Here is a 16,358-nt window from a genome sequence, read left to right on the forward strand (position 1 = left end):
AGGCCGGACGTAGATTACATCATCGGTTGACAGAGTCTCAGCACCATTCGGGACGTCGAGGGTGGGTAGAAAGGCATGAGCGGGCGCGTATCAACGCGTTATTCCGGGATGGAACATAGCGGATTTCCGACTCGAAGCGTTGGCCTCGATTACCAGAACTCCTGAGATGGCCAAGAACGCAGTGATGGCCGGCAGCCGTGGGCTGCCGGCCATCACTGGGTCGGTTGCGGAGTGTGGTCAGAGACCCGCGACCCCGTTTGGCGTCCCGACGCCGGTGCCGTGATAGCCACCATCATCCTTGATGGCCGACGGCCGGCCCATTTCCTCCGAGTGGCCGCGAAGAACGGGAACTTGATTGTTCAGGCGACGATGTCGCTGACCGACCCCGACAATTACCGCGCCGAGGCGGACCGTCTCACGGGATACGTCAATCAGGTTGTGCACGGGGAGCAGCAACTCCTGGACGGTGCCCGTCCAAGCCCCGGACGTGGGCCCGACCCCGGGCCGGAGCAGGAACCGCCGAGCGTCATCAAGAGCGCCTGACCATCCTTCTCCCAACATTGTGGACCGCTACCCGCCCTGCGGGGTGGTGGGAAATCCCACGCGATACTAAGTCTGCTGTCGGTATCGTGGGGGATAATCCCGGTAGGAGCCACACCGTGGCTGCGTAGTCCGCGATGACAAGCGCGCCGTCGTCGTCGAACGTCTCCGGCTTATGGCAGCGGGGCGAACGGCGCAGACGCACGACGAAAGGAAACCCATGAATCCTGACCCCAGCAAGTCCGCCGACGTGAACGCCAAACTGCCGGCCGAGGACCCGACCGGTCAGGACCCGGCCGCGACCGACCCGGATGCCGAGGCGAAACTGCAGCTCCAGTTGGCAATCTTCGAGGTCAGCAAGGACTCCAAGGGCAGGAGCCTTGATGAGATCATCACGCGGCTGCGGGCGGCGTTCGCAGACCATGGCGTGGACGAGCCGCCCTTCACCTGGCTGGAGTCCGTGGCATCCTCGGCGTACTACGGCGAGCCGTACATCATCGACTTCCCGACGGCTCTGGCAGCGGACGACGCCGTCTCCGCGCCGAATGAACAGGTCCGGGAGCGTCTCGAGACGCGCCGCGAGCTCCGTGAGGAGAAGCTGCCCCCGGGAATCTTCCCCTCGGCTTCAGACTGGAACGTGCCCGAAGTCGCGAGGCGCGGCCTGAAAGCCCCGGCGAAGGCCTCCGCAACGGCGCCGAGGACTTCGATCCTTGTGGCGATCGTGGGGTGCGTCGTGGTGGCTGCCGCAGCGGCGGTCCTGACCGCCCGCGCATCCAGGCGCCGAAGGACGACGGCGGCGCCGATCGCAGGGCGTACGCGCTAGCGGGCCGGCGCCGCGCAGCGGGCGGCACCGGCCCGACGCCGGCGTTTCAGGCGGATGCAACCTCGGACACGAGGACCCCGGCGAGATCTGCGGGGCGGCTCCACATAGGCCAATGGCCGGTCGGGAGATCGACGTACGTGACCGTCTTGAGGTGGGCGACTTCGGCGAACATGGGGTGGCCGCCCGCGGCGAGTTCCTTGACCTGTGCGCTCGCCATAGAGCAGCAGACGAAGGTGGTGGGGACCTTGAAGCGCGCGTCGTTGGTGAGGTCTACGGGCCGGCGGACGATAGGCCCGGGCTCCGACACCGCCCGGCTGCGGAAGCGCTCCAACTGCTCCGCGTCCAGGCCTTCGAGGCTTGCTTGGTGGCCGAGGGATTCGAAGGCCGGCAACGGGAGCGCTTCGGCGTCTTTCGGGAAATCGGGGGCAAAAGCCACGCCAGGGGCCGCCGGTCCGCTGTCGATCCAGACCACCCGGCTGATGAGTCCGGGGCGCCGGTCGAGGACGAGGCTGACCGGGGCATTCGCTCCGCTGTGCGCCACGACGACCACCGGGCCGCCGGCATCTTGGGCGGCCTTTTCGATGGCCGCAGCCTGGTCATCGAGTGTCCGGGTGAGCCGGACGGGATCGGCGTCGTCGAGGCCGGGCAGGGTCAAGGGAAGCGCGTGGAGGCCAGCGGCCGTCAGGTGTTGCAGGACCTCCTCCCAGGCCCAGGCTCCCAGCCAGTAGCCGGGGACAAGCAGGATCGTGGGCGAGATTGCAGATGATGTCATGTCCTCATCTTCGTGCGCCCTCCGGACAACGGTATGGCACTATTTATGGCATGGTTTCGGGTGGGTTGAACAGATGAAACGGGTCGAGCGGCTGCACGCCCTCTCGGAAAGGCTGCGCCGCAGCGGCGTCCGGGGGTGCACTGCGGAGCGCCTGGCCGCCGAGTTCGGTGTTTCGGTCCGCACGATCAAACGGGATATCGACGCACTGGAGAACAGTGGAACCCCAATTTGGGCGCGGCCGGGCCCCGGCGGCGGTTACGGTGTGGTGCCGCAGGCCAACCTGCCTCCGGTGAGCCTGACTCCGGGTCAGGCGGTGGCGCTCCTTGCCGCGGTGTCGGCGGCTCCCGAGGCACCCTACGCCGACCTGGCCTCCGTGGCTGTCCGCAAGATCATGGACGTGCTCGATCCGCGGACCCGGGAAAGCGTTGACGCCCTGGCGCGCCGGATCTGGGTGGACACGAAGGGATCCGGGATCAGGGCCGTCAGGTCGACACTGGAGGAGGCGATGTCGGAACAGCGGGTGGTGCGCATCCGCTACTGCGCGCAGCAGGGCAGCGAAACCCTGCGCGATGTGGAGCCGGTCATTTTCGCCTCGACGAACGGTGTCTGGTATCTGATTGGCTGGTGCCGGCTCCGCGACGCCATGCGCTGGTTCCGGGTGAGCCGCATCAGCCACGCCTCCGTGACGCGTGAGCCCTGCGGAACCCACTCCGTTGAGGAAATCGGTGCACCGCCCGCAACCTCACGATCGGTGCACGTCGAAGGATGAGCCACGGTGGTTCGAAGGCGAGACCAGCCGGGAGCAAGTGCTGGGCAGCGCGTTGGCTCTGACCTAGGATCGAGCCATGACGACGCTTGAGGGTGCAGTTGTTCTGGTGCTGGGTGCCACGGGAGGGCTCGGGTCGCGCATCGCCGCCCGGCTGGAGGACGGCGGAGCCGCCGTGGTCCGGTCCTCGCGCTCCGGCGGACAGGATCTGCGCGCGCCCGCCGCGGTCAGGGAAGTACTTGAGGGCGTGATGGCCCAGCACGGCCGGCTGGACGGGATGGTGGTGGCGTCGGGTGTTGTCGCCTTCGGCGCAGCGGCCGACCTGGACCCGGCAACGGTGGACGAACTCTTCGCCGTGAACACCACCAGTGTCATCGAGTTGATAGCCGGGGCCCAGCCGCACCTGGCGGAGTCGGCGAGGGCGGGCCGGGACCCGTTCGTGGTCACCCTGAGCGGGATTGTCGCCGAGGCGCCCGTCGCCGGGCTGGCGGCCTATTCGGCGTCAAAGGCCGCGCTCGCAGCCTTCGCGGTGGCCGCCGGCCGCGAGTTCCGCCGCGCCGGGATCCGGATCCTGGACGCGAGGCCGGGCCATACCGGCACCGCGCTGTCCGAGCATCCGATCGCCGGGCAGGCACCCAAATTCGGCGCGGCGCTGGACCCGGACGCGGTGGCCGCCCGCATTGTCACCGCCATCGTTGACGGCGAGAAAGACCTCCCCAGCACGGCCTTCGTGGGCGGCGCGTCCTGACCCACTGAAGACCCGAGGGGCCGGAAGAACCTGGCCCTCCCAGGGGAAATCACATGCCGGGAAGGGTGCAGGTGTGACCGTCGGGGTCCATCGGGTAGCCGCAGAGCGGGCAGGTCGGACGCCCGGCTCCCACGATCTCCCGGGTGCGTTTGGCGAAGGCCCGCGCGGTTCCCACCGGCATGCGCACCAGGAGCATCTCGCGGTCGTCCGCGTCGTCGTCGAACGAATCATCGTCCTCATCGGCGTCGACGTCGGTGATCGGGTAGGCCTCGATGATGATTTGGGCCGTCGTCGGGTCCCAGCCCAGCGTCATGGCACCGGCGCGGAACTGCTCCTGGACGGGTGCCAGCGGATCGTTGTCGACCAGTTCGACCGGTGTGCTGGTCGGCACGCTGAAGGGATTGCCGTCGACGGTGAAGAGCTGGTCGAGGATCTCGTCGATCTTCTCCGCCAGCTGGGCCGACTGCTGCTTCTCGAGGGCGATGCTCACCGTCTGCGACCCGGCGTTCACCTGGAGGTAAAACGTCCGCGCCCCCGGAACGCCGATGGTGCCGACGACCACCCGGTCTGGCCAGTCAAACTCGTGAACACGTGTGGGCATGTCAGTATTCTAGGCGCAAGGGCCGGCCGCTGCCCTTCGGGCCCGCCTATACAGTGGGCCGCCATGGCAAGGAGCATCCAGTGAACCCCAGCTTTACCGGCCTGAGTGCCTTCCCTCTGACGCCGCTGACACGGGACGCGGTTGATGAGGGTGCGTTCGGTGGCCTCGTCCGGCGCTTGGCCGCGGCCGGGGTTGACTCGATCACGGCCCTCGGGTCCACCGGCTCCTACGCCTACCTCAGCCCGGAGGAGCGGGCCGGTGTGGCACGCCTGGCTGTCGCCAACGCCGGCGACGTGCCAGTGTTCGTCGGGGTGGGCGCGCTTCGCACCTCAGACGTCCTCCGCCATATCGACGCCGCCGAAGGCGCCGGCGCCGCAGGAGTCCTGCTCGCCCCGATGACTTACCAGCCACTCACCGCGGACGACGTCTTCGGGCTCTTCGAGACGGTCGCGGGGCACACGGGGCTGCCCGTCATTGTCTACGACAATCCCGGGACCACCCGCTTCACCTTCACCACCGAACTGTACTCGGACATCGCGGCGCTCCCGGGGATCGCTTCGATCAAGATCCCGGCCGTCCCCGCCGGACCGGCGGAGGACCGAGCGCGGGTCGCGGGGATCCGGGCCGTCATCCCCGCCCATGTCACCATCGGCATCTCCGGGGATGCTTCCGCCGCGGCCGGGCTGGCAGCTGGCTGCGACGCCTGGTACTCCGTGATCGCCGGGACGCTGCCCGGGCCTGCGCTCACCATCACGCGGGCCGTCCAGGAGGGAAGGGCCGCGGACGCGGCGGCGGAGTCCACGCGGCTGGGCCCGCTGTGGGAACTCTTCCAGGAGTTCGGCGGCAGCCTCCGCGTTGTTGCGGCGGTGGCCGAACAGCTGGGCCTCGTCCAGGGGCCGAGCCTTCCGCTGCCCATCCGGGGGCTGGACACGGAGCAGCGGGCCCGCGTCGCCCGCGTCCTCAAGGCCCTGGACCTGGTTTGACTCAGGGTTGACTCAGGGCACCGCCGTCAGGAGTCCTTTATCGTAGGGTCATGAGCCCCGGCCCGGAACTGCGCCTCGTCCTCCCGCACCAGCTGTTCGACCAGCACCTGGACGCGGCGGCCGGGACCTTATTCGTACTGATCGAGCACGATCTGATGTTCCGCCAGTACTCGTTCCACGCCCAGAAGCTGGTGTTGCACCGGGCCACGATGACCCGCTTCGCCCGCCGGCTGCGCGGCCGCGGCTTCGAGGTGGAGGTCCTGGCCAGCGACGCCGGGCGGACCTCCGGCGATCAGCTGAGCGAACTGGTCCGCGGCCGCCGCCCGTCCCGGGTGACGTGGTTCGACGTCGTCGACGACTGGCTGGAGCGGGACCTGGACGCCGCCCTGAACAAGGGCGGCTACCGGCCGCGCGAGGCCGACGTGCTGGAGACCCCGAACTTCCTCACCAGCCGCCGGGACATCGACAACTGGTTTGCCGGGAAAACCGCACGCATGCACGACTTCTACGTGTGGCAGCGCCGCAGGCTGGACCTCCTGATGGAGGGTGGCCGGCCCGTGGGCGGCAAGTGGTCCTTCGACGCGGAGAACCGCAAGAAGCTCCCGCGCGGCTATACCCCCGCCATGGTGGGCCGGCTCGCCGGTCATCCCGCCGTCGAGCCGCAGGGCAGCTTCGACCTGACGGGACTGGACGGACCCGCGACGGAACAGCCCGACGGCGGCCCACAGGCCGGCCAGCACCGCGACGTCGCGGACGCGATCGACTGGGTGGCTAGGGAGTTCCCGGACGCCCCCGGGGACCCGAAGCTTTTCGCCTGGCCCACCAGCGCCGGGGAGGCCCGGGACCATCTGCGCGAATTCGTCCGGGACCGGCTGAACGACTTCGGACCCTACGAGGACGCCATCTCCGCCGGCCACCCGTTCATCGCCCACGGCCTGCTCACCCCGGCCCTGAACATCGGCCTGCTGGACCCACGGGAGGTGGTCGAGGCTGTCCTGGACGGAGCCACAGAGGCTACGCCCCTGGCCTCGGTGGAAGGCTTTATCCGGCAGGTCATCGGCTGGCGCGAATACATGCGCGCCACCTACCGCACCGGCGGCCGTGCCCTGCGCAGCGCAAACCGGCTGGGCCATCGGAATGAACTGGGTGAGGGCTGGTGGGACGCGGGCACCGGCCTGGCGCCGGTGGACCTGGTGATCTCCCGCGTCCTGGCCACCGGCTACGCCCACCACATCGAACGGCTGATGGTCCTGGGCAACGCCATGTCCCTGCTGCGCATCCACCCGGACGCCGTCTACGAGTGGTTCATGGAACTGTTCATCGACGCCTACGACTGGGTGATGGTCCCCAACGTCTACGCGATGAGCCAGTTCGCTGCCGGGGACGCCATCACCACCAAGCCCTACGTCTCCGGCAGCAATTACCTGAAGAAGATGTCGGATCTCCCGCCGGGAGAGTGGACGGCGGACTGGGACGGGTTGTACTGGACGTTCATCGCGGACCACCGGGCGGTGTTCGCCGCAAACCCGCGGTCGCGGATGGTCGTCTCGTTGCTGGACGGGATGGATCCGGAGACGCGCGCCCGCCACCGGGACCGCGCTGAAGTCCTCCTGGCGGCCGGCCGGCCGGGGAACCGGCTCACCGCAAAGGGAGCCCGGTAATTACGGCTTAACTGGGAAAGCTCGTCCGGGCGCCGGCAAGCGGATTTTTGCCGGGCCGTCAATAGCCCCCGGTAACGTATCCGTCAACGAATTTTCACAAAATTTACACAGCGGAATCATAGTTTGTTACAGCTCGATAACGAACGATAGTGCTGTCCGAATTTCCCACCATTCCGCCCCATCCCGGGTTTACAGTTCATGCCATGTGAGACGAACCACACTGCCGCTGGGGGAGTGTGGGCGTCTGGCCGGTGCCGTTGGCGCAGGTCTCATCCACACCACAGAAACAAGGAGGCGGAATGCGCTTCGGTCGTATTTCCAAAGCGGTGGGGGTGGCAGCGGCAGCTGCCCTCGCACTCAGCGCCTGCGCCGGCAACAGCGGCGGGTCAACCCCGTCGTCGTCAGCCGCGGCAGGCAAAACCGGCGGATCGGCAACGGTCGTCGAGGTTAACGCGTTCAACACGTTCAACCCGAACACCGCCGACGGCAACACTGACATCAACTCGAAGGTCAGCTACGCCACCCACTCGGGCTTCTACTACATCGATAACAAGCTGAACGTTGTCCGCAACGAAAAGTTCGGCAAGATGGAGAAGACCTCCGATAACCCGCTGACGGTGAAATACACTATCAACGACGGCGTGAAGTGGTCCGACGGCACCCCCGTCACCACCGCCGACCTCCTGCTGCAGTGGGCGGCCTTCTCCGGCTACTACAACGACGCAGACGCCGATGCCAAGACCGGTACCTCCTACTTCTCCTACGCCGGTGACCCCACCGGCCTGGCGCTCACCGACTTCCCGGAGCTGAGCGACGACGGCAAGTCGATGACCATCAAGTACTCCAAGCCGTTCGCCGACTGGGAAATCGCCCTCGGTGGCCCGGGCATCGACATCCCCGCGCACGTCCTGGCCAAGAAGGCCGGCCTGGCCGACGCCAAGGCGTTCGTGAGCCTGCTCAAGGGCATGCCCCGCGGCGACTCCAAGGCCCCGAAGCCCGCCAACGCGCAGCTCAAGGCCATGTCGGACCTCTGGAACACCGGCTTCGACACCAAGACCCTGCCGGCCGACCCGGAGCTCTTCCTCTCCAATGGCCCGTACGTCGTCAAGACCATCAACCAGGACCAGTCCTTGACCATGGTCAAGAATAAGGACTACAACTGGGGCCCGGACGCCAAGCTGGACGAAATCACCGTCCGCTACATCGGCGACTCCGCCGCCCAGGTCCAGGCGCTGAAGAACGGCGAAGCGGACATCATCGCCCCGCAGGCCTCCGCCGACACGGTGGACCAGCTCAAGGCGCTGCAGAGCCAAGGCGTGACCGTCGACCAGGGCAACCAGCTCTCCTACGACCACATCGACCTGAATTACAGCGGCCCGTTCGCGGACAAGAACGTCCGCGAGGCGTTCATGAAGACCGTCCCGCGCAAGGACATCGTCGACAAGATCGTCAAGAAGCTGGACGACAAGGCCAAGCCGCTCGACTCCCAGCTGTTCGTTCCGGACCAGGCCGCCTATGCCGACTCGGTCAAGAACAACGGCTCCTCCGCGTACCAGGATGTCGACATCGACGGCGCCAAGAAGCTGCTTAACGGTGCCACCCCCGAAGTCCGCATCATGTACAACAAGGACAACCCCAACCGCGTTGACGCCTTCTCCCTGATCCGCGAGTCCGCCGCCAAGGCCGGCTTCAAGATCGTCGACGGCGGTCTCGGCAAGTCCGACTGGGGCAAGGCCCTGGGCAAGGGTGGCTACGACGCCACCATCTTCGGCTGGATCAACCCGGGTGTCGGCGTTTCCGGCGTCCCGCAGATCTTCAAGACCGGCAACGACTCCAACTTCAACAAGTTCTCCGACAAGGATGCTGACAAGTTGATGGACGAGCTGATCGTCACCACCGACAAGAGCAAGCAGGACGGCCTCATCCAGCAGATCGACAAGAAGATCTGGGATTCCGCGTACGGTCTGCCGCTGTTCCAGGCAGTGGGCGTTGACGCCTACTCCGACCGCATCACCGGTGTGAAGTACATGCCGAACCAGACCGGCGTCTGGTGGAACTTCTGGGAGTGGGCTCAGAAGTAGCCGACGACCGCAAGTAACACGTGCTGGCGAAAGGCGTCGGGACCAAGGCTCCACGGTCCCGACGCCTTTCTAGCGGCACCCCACAGAGGTTTGGCCCGCCGTATCCCCGCGGCAGGCGCGAACCCAGCAACCGGTCCCGGCAATCCCAGGACCTGAATACCGAGGTTGTACTCCCATGGTGACTTACGTAGTCCGGCGGCTCATGACGGCCGCCCTCATCCTTCTCGGCGCTTCCTTCCTGGTCTACCTCCTGACGGCGGCGTCCGGAGACCCCCTGGAGGAATTCCGGGTCAATAACTCCCCGCAGAAACAGGCCCTGATGGACGCCCGGACGCAGCTGCTGCAGCTGGACGTCCCCGCCCCGGTGCGCTACTTCCGCTGGCTCGGCGGAGCGGCCCAGTGCCTGGTGCCGTTCGCCAACTCCTGCGACTTGGGCAAGAACATCGCCGGGCAGCCCGTCACGGACGCCCTCGGCCACGCCCTGATCCAGACCCTGACCCTGGTCACCGGTGCCACGATCCTGGCCATCCTGATCGGCATCACACTTGGCATCATCACCGCCCTGCGCCAGTACAGCGCCCTGGACTACGGCGTCACCTTCATGGCGTTCCTGTTCTTCTCGCTGCCGATCTTCTGGGTCGCCGTCCTGCTCAAGGAATTCGGCGCCATCGGCTTCAACAACTTCCTGAGGGACCCCGACGTCCCGCTGCCCATTGCCCTGGCCATCGGCCTGGTCCTCGGCGTGATCGTCGCCGTCGCCGCCGGCGGCGCACTGCGGCGGCGGCTCACCGTCGGCGCCGTCGTCTTTGCCTTCGTCAGCGCCGTCCTGATCTACTTCTCCGCGACCCTCTGGTTCAAGAACCCGGGCCTCGGACCAGTGGTGATCGCCATCGCGGGCGTCGGCATCGCCTTCGCCGTCACCCTGCTCTCGGCGGGCCTGAAAAACCGCAAGGCGCTGCAATCCTCGCTGATCGCCGTCGCCGTCGGCGTCGTCCTCTACTTCGTGGTCCAGCCGCTGCTGGACCAGGCGACCTTCCTGATGATCGTGTTGCTGGCCGTCGCCGCGGTCCTGGTGGGCCTCGGCATCGGCTACCTGATGGGCGGCTACGACCGCGGCCAGTCCATGCGCGCCGCCGCGATCACCTCGTTCCTGGTCGGCGGAATGATCCTGCTGGACCGGTTCATGCAGGCCTGGCCGAGCTACTTCGACAACAGCCGCGTCCGCGGCCGCCCGATCGCCACGATCGGCGCCGGCACCCCCAACATCGAGGGCGACTTCTGGATCCTGGGCCTGGACTCCTTCACCCACCTGATCCTGCCCACCATGGCACTGATCCTCATCTCGCTGGCCAGCTACACCCGCTTCACCCGGGCCTCGATGCTGGAAATCATGAACATGGACTACATCCGCACCGCCCGCGCCAAGGGCGTCTCGGAACGGACCGTGGTCATGCGGCACGCCTTCCGGAACGCCCTGATCCCCATCGCCACCATCGTGGCCTTCGACATCGGCGGCCTGATCGGCGGCGCCGTCATCACCGAATCCGTGTTCTCGGTGCGCGGCATGGGCTTCCTGTTCCTGGACGGCATCTCCCACACCGACCCCAACCCGGTCATGGGCGTCTTCGTCTGTGTGGCCATCACGGCCATGGGTTTCAACCTCATTGCGGACCTCGCCTACTCCGCACTTGATCCGCGCGTAAGGGTAAAAGCATGAGCCAGCCAAGCCAGCAAGACGAAATCATGGCCGAGGACGCGGCCCTCAAGGGTGCCCCCGCGGCCGGCATAGAACCCGTCCTCGAAGCCAAGGGCCTGAGCCAGGGCCAGATCGTACGCAAGCGCTTCCTCGGCCACACCGGCGCGATCATCGGCCTGGTGGTCTTCGCCATCATCTTCCTGATGGCCTTCACCTCCGTGGGCTACCTCGGCATCCCCGGCTGGTGGAAGTACAACCACGAACAGGTCTCCGCCCTGGTCAACGACGGCGCCCCCACCTCCTCGCTCTGGCCGCTGGCCTGGGGCGAGCACCCCTTCGGCCAGGACCGGATCGGCCGCGACCTGTTCGCCATGACCATGCGCGGAGCGCAGCAGTCCATCACCGTCATGGTGGTCATCGGCCTGATCGCCGGCCTGCTCGGCGTCCTGGTCGGGGCGATTTCCGGCTACTTCCGCGGCTGGGCCGAGGCCATCCTGATGCGCCTCACCGACGTCATCATCATCATCCCGGCGCTGCTGCTCGCGGCGGTCATGGCGCAGATGGCCGGCCGGCGCGACTCCGGCAGCTGGTTCGCCTCCTTCGCCAGCAGCAACGGCGTCCTGGCCCTGGGCATCTTCCTCGGCCTGATCAGCTGGGTCAGCCTCGCCCGCCTCATGCGCGGCGAGTTCCTGTCCCTGCGGGAACGCGAATTCGTCGACGCCGCCCGGATCTCCGGTGCCAGCAACGCCCGGATCATCTTCAAGCACATCCTGCCCAACGCCGTCGGCGTCCTGATCGTCAACGTCACCCTCACCATGTCCGCGGCCATCCTCACCGAGACCGCTCTGAGCTTCCTGGGCGTCGGCGTCAAGGCCCCAGACACGTCCCTGGGCCTGCTCATCTCGCAGAACCAGCAGGCCTTCGCCACCCGGCCCTGGCTGTTCTGGTTCCCCGGCCTGTTCATCGTGCTGATCTGCCTGAGCATCAACTTCATCGGCGACGGACTGCGGGATGCCTTCGACCCGCGGCAGAAGAAGTTCAACGCCAAGAAGGCCCGCGAAGCCGACGCCGCCGCGGGCACCCCCGCCGGTTCTCCCGCTGCAGCGGGTGCCTCGCCGGCAGCGGAAAAGTCCGCGGTCACCGCCTTCGATGGCACCAAGGACGACTAAGGTGACAGCCCCGAACCCGGGCCGCAGGCTAGACGGCGGCGACGGTCCAGACGCTGGCCGCCAGCAGCACCACGGCGACGGCGATCGCCGCCCACCGCGGGGTCACGGACACCGCGGTGGTGGCGGCCTCGCCGGCGGCCAGGGCGCCGCTCTCCACCAGAGCCTGCCAGCGGCCGCGCACCAGCCGGGCGGCCTGGCCCGAGTCGGTGGTCTTCAGGTCTCCCGGGCGCACCGAGTTGCCCGGGCCGTAGCTGGTGTCCGGCAGCCCGCGCAGGTCCTCGGGGCGGGCGTTGCGGCCGCCCCAGATGCCCGGCGCGGGGGCTGCCCACGCGGCGTAGCTCTTTTGTGCCGTCACGAGCGTCAGGGCGTAGCCGGTGTCCACATGCACCAGCGCCGCCCACGGCACCTCGACGGACCGGAACGGGTTCTCCAGGGTGACCCCGCCGTCGTGCACCACGACGGCGGGAAGCCAAAAGAACTGCCAGCCCAGGAAGGCCACCAGCAGCAGGGGAGCGGTGCCCAGCAGCCCCGCGGGACCGGCCGAGGCCACCGTCACGACCAGGCCCAGCAGCCCCACACCCCAGGCCAGGCCGGCGAACCATTTATTGGTCCGGGCCTTGAAGATTTCGACGTTACCGGCATCGGGCGCTGTGCTCATGCCCCCCATATTTCAGCATTCCGGCCGAACGCACTAAATTCCCGGTGCGGCGGCCCGGCGGAAGGAACACCCCATCATGACTGACTTCATCACCGTGGACCCGGCGCAGCCCTCCGCCCCCGGCAAGGGCGACGTCGTCCTGGAGGTCCGCGACCTCAGCGTCGACTTCGGCGTGGACAAGAAATGGGTCCCGGCCGCCATCCGGCTGAACTACGAGGTCCGGGCCGGCGAGGTCCTCGCGATCGTCGGCGAGTCCGGCTCCGGCAAGAGCGCCAGCTCCATGGCGCTGCTGGGCCTGCTGCCGAGCAACAGCCGCGTCAACGGCAGCGTCAAGCTGGCCGGCAAGGAACTCCTCGGCGGCAGCGAAGCCAACATCAGGGCCGTCCGCGGCAAGGACGTCGCCGTCATCTTCCAGGAGCCGATGACCGCACTGAACCCGGTCTACACCGTCGGGGCGCAGATCGTGGAAACCATCCGGCTGCACAACGAGGTCTCCCCGGACCAGGCCAGGGAACGGGCCGTGCGGATGCTCGAGCTGGTGGAGCTGCCGGACCCGGAGAAGGCCTTCCGCTCCTACCCGCACCAGCTCTCCGGCGGCCAGCGGCAACGCGCCATGATCGCCCAATCGCTCTCCTGCGACCCCAAGCTGCTGATCGCCGACGAGCCCACCACGGCCCTCGACGTCACCGTCCAGGCCGAAATCCTGGACCTGATGCGGAACCTCCGTAACAAGCTCGACAGCGCGATCGTCCTGATCACCCACGACATGGGCGTCGTCGCCGACCTCGCGGACCGGATCGCGGTCATGCGCCGCGGCGTGATTGTGGAGACCGGCACGGCGGCGGAGATCTTCCACAACCCGCAGCACGAGTACACCAAGGCGCTCCTGGACGCCGTGCCGCACCTGGGCCAGGGCGGGGAGGCCGACGGTGACGTCGACGTCACCGCGGCCCTCGCCGCCGCCACCCAGGCCGACCTCGAGGCCATCCCGCACGAGGAACTCCTCCGCCGGGAACGGGCCAATGCCGCGGCCCTCGCCGCCGCCGCGGAGACCGCCAAGCCGCAGGGCGACCCGGTCCTGGAACTGACCGACGTCGCGATCGAATACCCCAAGCAGGGCCGGGTGCCGGCCTTCCGCGCGGTGGAGGGCGCCAACCTGGCGATCTACCCGGGCCAGGTCGTCGGCCTGGTGGGGGAGTCGGGCTCCGGCAAGACCACCATCGGACGCGCCGCCGTCGGCCTGCTGCCCGTCGCGGCCGGCACCATGAAGGTGGTGGGGCAGGACATCTCCGCCGCCAAGCGCAACGGCCGGCAGCTGCACGAGATGCGCCGCCACGTGGGCATGGTCTTCCAGGACCCGTCCTCCTCGCTGAACCCCCGCCTGCCCATCGGCGAGAGCATCGGCGAGCCGATGTTCCTGGCCGGCGTCGCGAAGGGTGCCGAGCTGCAAACCCGGATCGAGGCGCTGCTGGACCAGGTGGAGCTGCCGCGCAACTACCGCAACCGCTACCCGCACGAACTCTCGGGCGGCCAGAAGCAGCGCGTCGGCATCGCCCGGGCCCTCTCCCTGAAGCCAAAGCTGATGGTGGCCGACGAACCCACCTCCGCCCTCGACGTCTCGGTCCAGGCCAAGGTGCTGGAGCTGTTCCAGAACCTGCAGAAGGAACTCGGCTTCGCCTGCCTCTTCGTCACCCACGACCTCGCCGTCGTCGATGTCCTCGCCGACCGCATCTGCGTGATGCAGCGGGGCCGGATCGTCGAACAGGGCAGCCGCGACCAGATCCTGAGGAACCCCCAGGAGCCGTACACCCAGCGCCTGCTGGCCGCCGTGCCGCTGCCGGACCCGGAGAAGCAGCGGGAGCGGCGCGAGCTGCGGGCCCAGCTGCTCTCGGGCGCCAGCTAGGAGAGGGGCTCGGAGAGAGGCAACAGGGAGGGAATCCACGAGGAAGGGGAGAAGCGGGCACGTATCCTACCAGCCAGTAATCTGTGACTTGAAATACGTTGCGCTTGACGCTAGCCGTCACAGTGCTGTCGAGTCACGGTTTGGCAACGGAGTTCCATGATCTGGACATCTTGCGGTTAGGCTACTTCCATATGTAGGCCACGTCACAGGGATATCCCTGTGCCCGCGCCTGCCGGGAAGCACAAGTCTCTCCCGCAGAACTCCCACAACTCTTAGGAGGAGGAATGCGTTTTTCGCGCACTTCCAAAGCACTGGGCCTGGTGGCTATCGCTGCCATGACCCTGACCGGTTGCGGCGGCGGCGGTTCCAACACCGCCGGCGGCAGCACCGGTGGCGACACCAGCAAGGTCATCATTGCTGACGGTTCCGAGCCCCAGCGTCCGCTGATGCCTGCCGACACCAATGAAGTTGGCGGCGGCAAGGTCATCGACATGATGTTCTCCGGTCTGGTCAGCTACGACCCCAACGGCAAGCCCGTGAACGAACTGGCCGAGTCCATCGAGGGCAAGGACGGCCAGCACTTCACGATCAAGATCAAGAAGGACCAGAAGTTCACGAACGGCGAGGCCATCACGGCCAAGACCTTCGTTGACTCCTGGAACTTCGGTGCCGCCGCGAAGAACGCACAGCTCAGCGGTGGCTTCTTCGAGTCCATCAAGGGCTACGACGAGGCCAGCAAGGAAGGCTCCACGGTCGAGACCATGTCCGGCCTGAAGGTCGTTGACGACCAGACCTTCACCGTTGAACTCTCCCAGCCGGAATCCGACTGGCCGCTGCGCCTGGGCTACACCGCCTTCGTGCCGGTCCCGTCCGGTGCCCTGAAGGACCCGAAGGGCTTCGGCGAGAAGCCGGTCGGCAACGGCCCGTACAAGATGGCCGACGGCGGCTGGCAGCACAACGTGCAGATCCAGCTGGTCCCGAACCCGGACTACAACGGCCCGCGCAAGGCCAAGAACGCCGGCGTGACGTTCAAGATCTACCAGAACGACGACGCCGCGTACCAGGACCTGCTGTCCAACAACCTGGACATCCTGCAGACCATCCCGACGAGCGCCCTGAAGAACTACAAGTCCGACCTGGGTGACCGCACCATCAACAAGCCGTACGCCGGCAACCAGACCATCGCCATCCCGGAATACCTGCCGGAGTGGAGCGGCGAGGCCGGCAAGCTGCGCCGCCAGGCCATCTCCATGGCCATCAACCGCGATGAGATCACCAAGGTCATCTTCAACGGTGCACGCCAGCCCGCCAAGGACTTCACCGCCCCCGTGCTGGACGGCTACAGCGACTCGATCCCGGGTTCTGACAACCTGAAGTTCGACGCCACCAAGGCCAAGGACGCCTGGGCCAAGGCCGACGCGATCCAGAAGTGGGACGCTGACAAGACCTTCACCATCGCCTACAACGCCGACAAGGGCGGCCACAAGGCATGGGTTGAGGCTGTTGTGAACCAGCTGAAGAACACCCTCGGCATCAAGGTTGAGGGCAAGCCCTACGCCACGTTCAAGGAAGCCCGCAACGACGCCACCGCCAAGACCCTGACCGGTGCCATCCGCGCCGGCTGGCAGGCCGACTACCCGTCGCTGTACAACTTCCTCGGCCCGATCTACAAGACCGGTGCCGGCTCCAACGACGCGAAGTACGCGAACCCGACGTTCGACAAGGCCATCTCCGACGGCCTGAACGCCTCCACCGTCGCCGACGGCAACAAGGCCATGAACAAGGCCCAGGAAATCCTCCTGACCGACCTTCCGGCCATCCCCCTGTGGTACCAGGTTGCCCAGGGCGGCTGGAGCGACAAGGTCACCAACGTTGACTACGGCTGGGACGGCGTCCCGCTGTACTACAACATCAGCGGCAAGTAAATAACTGAACGACGGCGGGGGCTGCCTGGATT

Annotated in this window: 14 protein-coding genes; 11 read left to right on the plus strand and 3 right to left on the minus strand. The window is 67.2% G+C overall.

Annotation, left to right across the window (positions count from 1 at the left end; genetic code table 11):
- Window positions 1-279 precede the first annotated feature (279 nt).
- Both ACFVY3_RS02670 and ACFVY3_RS02675 read left to right on the plus strand, forming a co-directional pair.
- A complete protein-coding gene (locus tag ACFVY3_RS02670; RefSeq protein WP_400158669.1) occupies window positions 280-543 on the plus strand; it encodes a hypothetical protein in 264 nt (87 codons plus the stop codon).
- Between the two features lie 217 nt (window positions 544-760).
- Window positions 761-1,363 carry a hypothetical protein gene (locus tag ACFVY3_RS02675; RefSeq protein ID WP_400158670.1) on the plus strand — a complete coding sequence of 201 codons (603 nt, stop codon included), beginning with the start codon at window positions 761-763 and terminating at the stop codon, window positions 1,361-1,363.
- 46 nt (window positions 1,364-1,409) lie between these two features.
- Here the strand turns inward: ACFVY3_RS02675 and ACFVY3_RS02680 are convergent, their stop codons facing one another.
- Window positions 1,410-2,135 (minus strand): alpha/beta fold hydrolase, encoded by a 726-nt coding sequence (locus tag ACFVY3_RS02680; protein WP_400158671.1) that lies wholly within the window; start codon window positions 2,133-2,135, stop codon window positions 1,410-1,412.
- Window positions 2,136-2,208: 73 nt separating this feature from the next.
- Here ACFVY3_RS02680 and ACFVY3_RS02685 point away from each other — a divergent pair, with 73 nt between their 5' ends.
- Window positions 2,209-2,904, plus strand: coding sequence for a helix-turn-helix transcriptional regulator (locus tag ACFVY3_RS02685; protein WP_400158672.1), 696 nt, complete (start codon window positions 2,209-2,211; stop codon window positions 2,902-2,904).
- 76 nt (window positions 2,905-2,980) lie between these two features.
- The gene (locus tag ACFVY3_RS02690) at window positions 2,981-3,649 is read left to right on the plus strand and encodes an SDR family NAD(P)-dependent oxidoreductase (RefSeq protein WP_400158673.1); all 669 of its coding nucleotides are present in this window, start codon (window positions 2,981-2,983) and stop codon (window positions 3,647-3,649) included.
- Between the two features lie 49 nt (window positions 3,650-3,698).
- Here ACFVY3_RS02690 and ACFVY3_RS02695 read toward each other — a convergent pair whose 3' ends face one another.
- Window positions 3,699-4,250 carry a DUF3090 domain-containing protein gene (locus ACFVY3_RS02695; protein WP_290255798.1) on the minus strand — a complete coding sequence of 184 codons (552 nt, stop codon included), beginning with the start codon at window positions 4,248-4,250 and terminating at the stop codon, window positions 3,699-3,701.
- Between the two features lie 80 nt (window positions 4,251-4,330).
- Between ACFVY3_RS02695 and ACFVY3_RS02700 the strand changes: the two genes are divergently transcribed.
- The 5 genes from ACFVY3_RS02700 to ACFVY3_RS02720 all read left to right on the plus strand — a co-directional run bounded on the left by ACFVY3_RS02700 (window position 4,331) and on the right by ACFVY3_RS02720 (window position 11,840).
- Window positions 4,331-5,233, plus strand: coding sequence for a dihydrodipicolinate synthase family protein (locus ACFVY3_RS02700; RefSeq protein ID WP_400158674.1), 903 nt, complete (start codon window positions 4,331-4,333; stop codon window positions 5,231-5,233).
- Between the two features lie 50 nt (window positions 5,234-5,283).
- Complete coding sequence (locus ACFVY3_RS02705; RefSeq protein WP_400158675.1) at window positions 5,284-6,894, plus strand: cryptochrome/photolyase family protein; 1,611 nt, start codon at window positions 5,284-5,286, stop codon at window positions 6,892-6,894.
- 299 nt (window positions 6,895-7,193) lie between these two features.
- A complete protein-coding gene (locus ACFVY3_RS02710) occupies window positions 7,194-8,975 on the plus strand; it encodes an ABC transporter family substrate-binding protein (protein ID WP_290255795.1) in 1,782 nt (593 codons plus the stop codon).
- A gap of 175 nt (window positions 8,976-9,150) precedes the next feature.
- Entirely contained in the window at window positions 9,151-10,692 is a 1,542-nt protein-coding gene (locus ACFVY3_RS02715; RefSeq protein WP_400158676.1) for an ABC transporter permease, read from the plus strand.
- Between the two features lie 26 nt (window positions 10,693-10,718).
- Window positions 10,719-11,840 carry an ABC transporter permease gene (locus tag ACFVY3_RS02720; protein WP_290256469.1) on the plus strand — a complete coding sequence of 374 codons (1,122 nt, stop codon included), beginning with the start codon at window positions 10,719-10,721 and terminating at the stop codon, window positions 11,838-11,840.
- Window positions 11,841-11,868: 28 nt separating this feature from the next.
- On the opposite strand, the gene ACFVY3_RS02725 is transcribed toward ACFVY3_RS02720, so the two are convergent.
- A complete protein-coding gene (locus ACFVY3_RS02725) occupies window positions 11,869-12,498 on the minus strand; it encodes a PH domain-containing protein (RefSeq protein WP_400158677.1) in 630 nt (209 codons plus the stop codon).
- 76 nt (window positions 12,499-12,574) lie between these two features.
- On the opposite strand from ACFVY3_RS02725, the gene ACFVY3_RS02730 reads away from it, so the two are divergent.
- On the plus strand, window positions 12,575-14,401 hold the full coding sequence (locus ACFVY3_RS02730) for an ABC transporter ATP-binding protein (RefSeq protein WP_377972008.1): 1,827 nt from the start codon (window positions 12,575-12,577) through the stop codon (window positions 14,399-14,401).
- 284 nt (window positions 14,402-14,685) lie between these two features.
- Window positions 14,686-16,326, plus strand: coding sequence for an ABC transporter substrate-binding protein (locus tag ACFVY3_RS02735; protein ID WP_290255791.1), 1,641 nt, complete (start codon window positions 14,686-14,688; stop codon window positions 16,324-16,326).
- Window positions 16,327-16,358 lie beyond the last annotated feature (32 nt).

The organism is Arthrobacter sp. BPSS-3 (assembly GCF_044628475.1).
Classification (GTDB): Bacteria; Actinomycetota; Actinomycetes; order Actinomycetales; family Micrococcaceae; genus Arthrobacter.